The following is a 7,094-nucleotide window of genomic DNA, read 5'->3' as shown; positions in this document are numbered from 1 at the left end:
CCGTCCGCATGAATAAACTGGTCAACTGAAACGTCAAACATGGTAATGAGTTTAACAAAAAGGTCGAAGCTGGGATACTGACCTTTGTTCTCAATATTCATAATGGTACGGGAGTCACGGTCTACTAATTCCGCAACATAGGCTTGCGTCCAGCCTTTTCTTCTCTGGCTCTTTTGAGAGCCGCCCCGAGGCCGTGAAAGTCAAACCTTCTTTCATCTTGGTTCATTCTCATATCACCCTATATCATTGTACATTTCGGGTTGGATTATGAGAATGTAATGGAATTTTACATAAAGTAGTATTTCATTTCATCAATGTGCAGCCTCCAACTTGTACTATTCGAGATAAAGAACTATAATGTATTCTGTGGAGGTGCGAAATGGACTATATGACATTGAAAGAGGCCGCCGAAAAGTGGGGCGTGACACCTCGTAGGGTAAATTATTATTGTGCCGGTGGGCGTATCCACGGCGCCGTGAAAATGGCTGGTGTTTGGCTGATCCCTAAAACTGCGGAGAAGCCGATTGATGGGCGGACAAGACAAGGGAAGGAGCTGCGCCATGAATAAAATTTTGATTATAGATGATGACAGAGAACTGTGCGCTTTGATTAAACGCAGCGTACAATCGGAACATATAGAAGCCGATTTTTGTAATACCGGAAAAGAGGGCTTGCAGAAATTAAAAGAGCAGGAGTATCAGCTTGTGGTGCTGGATGTGATGATGCCCGGTATGGATGGCTTTGAAACGCTGGAAGAAATCCGCAAAGAGAACAGCCTGCCGATTTTGATGTTTACATCCAAAAATGACAGCATTTCTAAAGTGCGGGGCTTACGGGCCGGGGCGGACGATTATCTGACAAAACCGTTTGATATGGACGAACTGATTGCCCGTATTGCGTCCCTCATTCGCCGCTACACCCGCTTTAATCATCAAGCCGGAGCTGTGCAAAAACTGGATTTTGATGGATTGCAAATTGACCTTGAAAATCGTTCTGTTACGACGGAAAATGGCACTTTTGAACTTCCGCCAAAGGAATTTGATCTGCTCCTGTACTGTGCAAAGCATCAAGGAAAAATTTTGACAAAACAGCAGATTTATGAGGAAGTTTGGGGCGAAGAATATTTCTATGACGACAGTAACATTATGGCGATTATCAGTCGGCTTCGTAAAAAATTAGAAGTCAATCCTTCAAGCCCAAAATATATACAAACGGTCAAAGGGATTGGCTACCGGTTTAATAAGGAGGTGTAGCCAGCATGGAAATCATCGTTTTCTTGTCCATTGTGATTGCTGTTTTGGCTGTGCTGACCTCCATCGTTCTCGTTCGGCGCGTAAAAAAACAAATAGCAGAAATGACCGATGTGCTGGTTGATGTGAAAAACGGAAATGGCAACCGGCGTATTCTGTCTGCAACAAATGAACTGACAGCACCTCTTGCCTATGAAATCAATGAGATCGTTGTGTCCTATGAAAGCAGACTTTCAACTGTACGGCAGACAGAGGAAACCAACCGCCAGCTTATGACGAGCCTTTCCCATGATGTGCGAACGCCCCTTACCACTCTGATTGGGTATCTTGACGCTGCACACAAAGGACTGGTCACAGGAAAAGACCGGGATGATTATATTGAAACCGCCCGACGGAAAGCCCATGATCTGAAAGAATATATTGATGTGCTCTTTGACTGGTTCAAGTTAAATTCTAACGAGTTTGCTTTAGAAATCCAGAGCGTTGAGGCCGCAGAGCTGACAAGAAATATCCTGATTGACTGGATACCGATTTTTGAGGATAAACAGGTTGATTATGACATTGATATTCCCGAACAGCCTGTCCGGGTAAGATTGGATATGGACAGCTATATGAGGATCGTCAACAATCTCATTCAAAATGTAATCGCTCACAGCCATGCAGACAAAATCAAAATTGTCCTGTCAAAGAAGGAAAATAACATGGAGCTGCTGCTGGCGGATAATGGAGTAGGAATTGAGAAAGACGATTTGAAACACATATTTGAACGGCTTTATAAGTGTGATAAAGGACGCTCCGAAAAAGGCAGCGGACTTGGTCTTTCTATTGTCCATCAGCTTGTAGAAAAGATGGGTGGAAGCATAACAGTTGAAAGCTTTCCGGGAGAAGGAACTGAATTTATGTTGCTTTTTCCTTTGGAGATTTAAGCGGGTTCCCATCTTTATGGCGGGAACCTTTGTCATTTTTGCCGGATTTCAAATTGCAAGGTTAATGCAAGGTTGGCGTGATAGAATACCTTACAGAACAGGAGGTTTTGAATATGGATACAAATTACATCATTGAAACAAAAAATCTGACGAAGCAATACGGCTCACAAAAGAGTGTGGCTGACTTAAATATCCATGTGAAGCGTGGGAGAATTTATGGTCTGCTTGGCAGAAACGGAGCCGGAAAAACCACTACTATGAAAATGCTGTTGGGCTTAACGAAGCCGACTTCCGGAGAGGTCAAAATCTGGGGAAAGCCCTTGCAGGGGAATGAAAAGAAATTGTTGCCCCGTATTGGCAGCCTGATTGAGTCCCCTGGCTTTTATCCCAATCTGACCGGCACAGAGAACCTGCGTATCTTTGCTACTCTGCGGGGCGTACCAAACAATCATGCCATCAAAGACGCTCTGGATTTGGTAGGACTGCCCTACAAAGATAAAAAGCTCTTTTCCCAGTATTCTCTTGGTATGAAGCAGCGGCTTGCCATCGCCCTTGCTGTTATGCACGATCCTGAACTTTTAATTTTGGATGAGCCGATCAACGGTCTCGATCCCATCGGTATTGCAGAAGTACGCTCCTTTATTCGGGAGCTTTGCGACGCAAGAGGAAAAACCATTTTGATTTCCAGTCACATTCTTTCGGAGATTTCCTTGCTGGCTGACGATATTGGAATTATCGACCACGGCGCATTGCTGGAAGAAGAAAGCCTTGCTGAGCTGGAGCAAAAAAGCAGTAAGCATATCCGGTTTACGCTCTCTGATACTGCACAGGCGGCAAGAATTTTGGAACGCAATTTCCATGAAAACCATTTTTCCATACAGGACGACCACAATCTGCGCCTGCACAACCTTGATCTGCCTGTGGGGAAAATTGTAACTGCCTTTGTAGAAAACGGATTGGAGGTATCGGAGGCGCATACTTGTGAAGAAAGTCTTGAAGATTACTTCAAGCGTGTGACAGGGGGCGAAGGAATTGCTTAAACTAATCAAATGCGAATTTTTGAAATTGAAACGGAAGAAATTTATCCCTTTTGTCTTTTTGTCTGCATTTCTATTCCCAGTTCCTATCACATTTATGATGGCGACACCGAGAATGTTAGAAAAGTACCCGAATAAAGCAGACCTCTTTGACGGGCTATTTAATATGGTCATGGGATATGGCGTTATCTTTCTCTTGCCTTGTGTCATTGGAGTTATTGCGGCAATGCTGTTTTTTATGGAGCGTGACAATGACACGTTCAAAAACTTACGCACAATCCCGGTAACAAGCACCCAGATGATTATAGCAAAAATCATTGTTCTGTTTATTTTTGGAATTATCTTTTGTCTGGCTTCTATGCTTGCCACCGTTGTTTGTGGAAGTTTTTCGATGGAAGTATATGGAATTGCCTATAAACTATTTGTTGCAATCGAATTAGGCATTTTTATAACAGCAGGAACTTTACCGATAATTGTACTGGTTGTTTTCTTTAGCCGGACATATATCTTTTCTATTTTGTTATGTGTGTTTTACAGTGTGGCAAGCCTTACTGTTGAAACTATGTTCGGGGTATTACCTAAATGGTTATGCTGGCTTTTGCCTATTCCGCTTACTACGCTCTGGGGTGCGGGAGATATGGAAAAACACGGATTTCCACTAAACATAACGGCTCTTAAAACCATTATTCCGTCAACAATTCAAACGGTTGTCATTTTAGGGATAATGACTGTTATATCAATCTCTTTGATAAGTTTCTTATATAAGAAAAGGGGGGAACAATGATGTACCGAATTGTCAAAACGGAAATATGGAAGCTCAAGAGATACCATATCATTTGGGCAGGTATTCTGTTAATGCTTCTTTCTGTCGGAATTACTCTTTTTAGCTCTATCGCATTAGACGATACAGTTTGGACGTTTCCGCATTTGGTAGAGCGGGTTATTCAAAACAATACGACAACAATCTTTCCTATGTGTATTACTCTGATTGCAGGATATATTATTGCTCGTGAAAAATCAGATGATACCTTAAAAAGCATTATGACAATACCTATTTCCTACCCTGCATTGATTGGTGGAAAACTGATTGTTTGTGGTTTCCTGTCCGTATTTTTAGGTATAGCAAGTACCGTTTTTACTGTCGCTGCGGAATTACTTGTTGGTTTTCCGGGATTTTCGGTAACAGTCGTAATACAGGCTTTGATACAGATTACCCTTAATACCTTATTTTTGTATATAGCCGTAACGCCAATTATAGCCTTTACTGCCCGTATTCCTAACGGACACATGATAGGTGTCATTCTTGCATTTGTCTATGGCTACGGGGGAATGTTCGCAGCCGGAAATATGTCTCTTGCAAATCTCTATCCGATTACAGCGAGCATGGGGCTGATTCAGTACCGAAGCCATGATGTGGCTGTCCATTGGAATATAGGCTTATGCAGCCTAAGTATGATAGTTGTCTTATTGATTTCTGCGGCTATTGTAGTTACAACAAAAAATGTTTCATCCGCAAAAGTTGCTAAAAAGCCGAAAAAAACCGCCCTCAAAAAAGGCTGGTAAACAGGAGGACTTACACATGAAGAAAAAAATATTGATTGGGATTGGCGCCGTTGCTTTCGTGGCAATCTGTTTTGGCATTTTCCTGCTTTCGGGTGCAGGCAGCACCTATTACTATTCACAGATCGACAACACCAAAATCGAGCAGACGGAATCTGCCGGAGGTGTAATTAACTTCGGGGGAAGCATGGACTACTCCTACACGCTGCGTTGTTATGACGAGGACGGAAACGAAAAGGACATTACCTTTGGAACATCGAGGAAATTGAAAGAGGACGCTTTTATTCGCCTGACGGTAATGCCCCTTCGTGGTGTGCTGGAATGGATTGAAGTTCAGTATGACGAGCTTCCCGCAGTCGTACAAAAAAACTATACAGCACCGCAATAAAGAGAACGATAATTGATTATCACCTAAAATATTATCTGCCGCACGACGGCAAAAGAAAAAAGCCGTCGTACAGCAGACACATTTCCATGCGCCTACGAAGCGGCGGCTTTGATTTTCAGAGCCGCCGTTTCTTTTCGTCTATCCTAAACCAACGACGACCTAACACCGTGTAAATCCACGGCGGCATATAGGAGGATTGCCGCCGTGTCTATTTTTGTCTTTTTTCACAGTACCCATGACCTACACCAGCTAAAAAAAGCGTAGCTCCCCCTCCGGGTTATTCCGGCTATGTATGCGAAATTTGTTGGAACCTTAACTATCATGTCATTTCATGCGTCCGTGTGGCTTCATGCCGCCCGGGCGCTTTTGTGTTCTTATGGGGCTGCTTCGGGTCATGTTGGCCCGAAGCCATTCCCCGGTGCCGCTCCCCGCCGCCTTCGTTTCGGTCACTCGTCAACCAACAACCGAAACGGAGGTCAATATGGCTATTATCAATTTGCGGGACTATTACCCATTCTATACATCGGATTGCTTCATGGAAGTATCGGAAGAAGTTGCAGAAATGTTCAAAGAGTTTGATCGTAAAGAGGCTGCGTACCGGCTGCGTACATACCGCCACAAAGCCTACTATTCCCTTGATCGGGATGACGGGCTGGAACATGAAGCTGTCTTTGTCGCCTTATCTCCCCATGAACTGTATGAGCGGAAAGTGACCATGCAGGAGCTTCACGCAGCGATTTCCAGTCTGCCGGACAAACAGGCAAAACGGATTTATGCTCATTTCATTCTCGGCATGACCAAACAGGATATTGCACGAGCAGAGGGCGTCCATGAAAAAGTGGTTCGTGTGCAATCGAGCGAGGTCTGCGGCACTTAGAAAAAATTTTGAAAAATTCTTTGTAAGGCGTACCGATTTAGGCCGGAAAATGAAATGGCTTATGAGAGGTAAAACACTTCGGGTCACAATGGCCCGAGGTTCAGACAAGCCTCATGCAGATTGAAAATTGAATAAAAAGACACCCGGATACGAAGGGGAACGCGCTGTGTGACAGACCCGCCATGACCTCGGATTTCAGAGAATACAGTCTTTGTAAAACTGAGCGAGCGAACAGGTCCATGCCATAGGTGGGGCAAGGCTGGCTCCACCGGAACAGGCGCAGAACCCGGATACTTGCGTTTAGTCACAGTCCGAGCGTTGAAGCGGCCTTGCAAGCCGTGAGCCGTCGCAGGCAATGAGAACGCCTTGCCATCAGAATGGGGAGAGTTGAAATACTATGGGGCATGAAGCCTATGTCCGTCCGATGTGTCTGAAATGAAGTGAAAACCTATGGGGAGCTCCCGGCAATGCTGTCTGATGATAGGCCAACCGATCCGGCGTGGCTCCCCATCTTTTCAAAAAAGGAGCACTTTATGGGAAATGCGTTTGGAATGATCCCCGGCTTGGAACCTGACGAATGGAGCAATGACGCCTGCCGTGGTTATGTCATTATGGCAATGGAGGACTGCGGATTTTCAAAGAAGGATATACAGCGTGTTGTGGGGCAGCTTTATGAAGTATTTGACCTCAATAGCGTGGAGGACGCCAAAGAAAAGTACCATTCCAGTCCTTACTGACCTCGGGCCACATCGACCCGAAGTGGAGAAAGCTCAAAGGGCGGCACCTGCTGGGTGCCGTCTTTTGACATTTCCCCACGGGACAAGCGGGAAAGGCTGGCATATACACGCACTTTCGCAAAGGAGGTTTTCAATGACGCAAACTGTCGCTTATGAACGAGAAACAAAGTCTGTCGCATTTCAAGGGAAGATCATTGTGCTGGAAAGCCTCACGCCGGTACTTCCCCCGAAGGAGAAAGAACGTAAACGGTGGATAGTGCGTACCTATACAAAACAGGAGCAAACCTGTATGATAAAAACAGATTTGCTCCTGTCTTAT

At 44.6% G+C, this 7,094-nt stretch carries 8 protein-coding genes and 3 pseudogenes; 10 read left to right on the top strand and 1 reads right to left on the bottom strand.

Going from position 1 to position 7,094, the window contains the following annotated elements:
* Positions 1-226, bottom strand: a pseudogene (locus NFS35_RS29845) (helix-turn-helix transcriptional regulator); the annotation flags it as partial.
* Positions 227-379: 153 nt separating this feature from the next.
* On the opposite strand from NFS35_RS29845, the gene NFS35_RS28370 reads away from it, so the two are divergent.
* The 10 genes and pseudogenes from NFS35_RS28370 to NFS35_RS28325 form a co-directional block, all read left to right on the top strand.
* Positions 380-568, top strand: a complete 189-nt coding sequence (locus NFS35_RS28370; protein ID WP_161930985.1) for a helix-turn-helix domain-containing protein — start codon at positions 380-382, stop codon at positions 566-568.
* Positions 561-1,253, top strand: coding sequence for a response regulator transcription factor (locus NFS35_RS28365; protein ID WP_007037412.1), 693 nt, complete (start codon positions 561-563; stop codon positions 1,251-1,253). Before NFS35_RS28370 ends, NFS35_RS28365 begins: the two co-directional genes overlap by 8 nt.
* A gap of 5 nt (positions 1,254-1,258) precedes the next feature.
* A complete protein-coding gene (locus NFS35_RS28360; protein ID WP_002594744.1) occupies positions 1,259-2,176 on the top strand; it encodes a sensor histidine kinase in 918 nt (305 codons plus the stop codon).
* Between the two features lie 113 nt (positions 2,177-2,289).
* Entirely contained in the window at positions 2,290-3,216 is a 927-nt protein-coding gene (locus NFS35_RS28355) for an ABC transporter ATP-binding protein (protein WP_002594743.1), read from the top strand.
* Entirely contained in the window at positions 3,209-3,997 is a 789-nt protein-coding gene (locus tag NFS35_RS28350; protein WP_161930984.1) for an ABC transporter permease, read from the top strand. Before NFS35_RS28355 ends, NFS35_RS28350 begins: the two co-directional genes overlap by 8 nt.
* Positions 3,997-4,776 (top strand): ABC transporter permease, encoded by a 780-nt coding sequence (locus NFS35_RS28345; RefSeq protein WP_161930986.1) that lies wholly within the window; start codon positions 3,997-3,999, stop codon positions 4,774-4,776. Before NFS35_RS28350 ends, NFS35_RS28345 begins: the two co-directional genes overlap by 1 nt.
* Before the next feature lie 16 nt (positions 4,777-4,792).
* Positions 4,793-5,161 carry a YxeA family protein gene (locus NFS35_RS28340; RefSeq protein WP_161930983.1) on the top strand — a complete coding sequence of 123 codons (369 nt, stop codon included), beginning with the start codon at positions 4,793-4,795 and terminating at the stop codon, positions 5,159-5,161.
* Positions 5,162-5,642: 481 nt separating this feature from the next.
* Positions 5,643-6,064, top strand: a pseudogene (locus NFS35_RS28335) (RNA polymerase sigma factor).
* Between the two features lie 507 nt (positions 6,065-6,571).
* Positions 6,572-6,775, top strand: coding sequence for a hypothetical protein (locus tag NFS35_RS28330; protein WP_242977962.1), 204 nt, complete (start codon positions 6,572-6,574; stop codon positions 6,773-6,775).
* Positions 6,776-6,908: 133 nt separating this feature from the next.
* Positions 6,909-7,094: pseudogene (locus tag NFS35_RS28325) on the top strand (hypothetical protein); the annotation flags it as partial.

Origin of the sequence: Acetatifactor aquisgranensis (genome assembly GCF_943193215.1) — a bacterium.
Lineage (GTDB): Bacteria > Bacillota > Clostridia > Lachnospirales > Lachnospiraceae > Acetatifactor > Acetatifactor aquisgranensis.
This window is presented reverse-complemented; position numbering and strand designations above follow the sequence as displayed.

Coding starts and splice junctions, on each gene's coding strand:
- NFS35_RS28370 (WP_161930985.1), top strand. CDS start 380: ATGGACTATATGACATTGAAAGAGGCCGCCGAAAAGTGGGGCGTGACA.
- NFS35_RS28365 (WP_007037412.1), top strand. CDS start 561: ATGAATAAAATTTTGATTATAGATGATGACAGAGAACTGTGCGCTTTG.
- NFS35_RS28360 (WP_002594744.1), top strand. CDS start 1,259: ATGGAAATCATCGTTTTCTTGTCCATTGTGATTGCTGTTTTGGCTGTG.
- NFS35_RS28355 (WP_002594743.1), top strand. CDS start 2,290: ATGGATACAAATTACATCATTGAAACAAAAAATCTGACGAAGCAATAC.
- NFS35_RS28345 (WP_161930986.1), top strand. CDS start 3,997: ATGTACCGAATTGTCAAAACGGAAATATGGAAGCTCAAGAGATACCAT.
- NFS35_RS28340 (WP_161930983.1), top strand. CDS start 4,793: ATGAAGAAAAAAATATTGATTGGGATTGGCGCCGTTGCTTTCGTGGCA.
- NFS35_RS28330 (WP_242977962.1), top strand. CDS start 6,572: ATGGGAAATGCGTTTGGAATGATCCCCGGCTTGGAACCTGACGAATGG.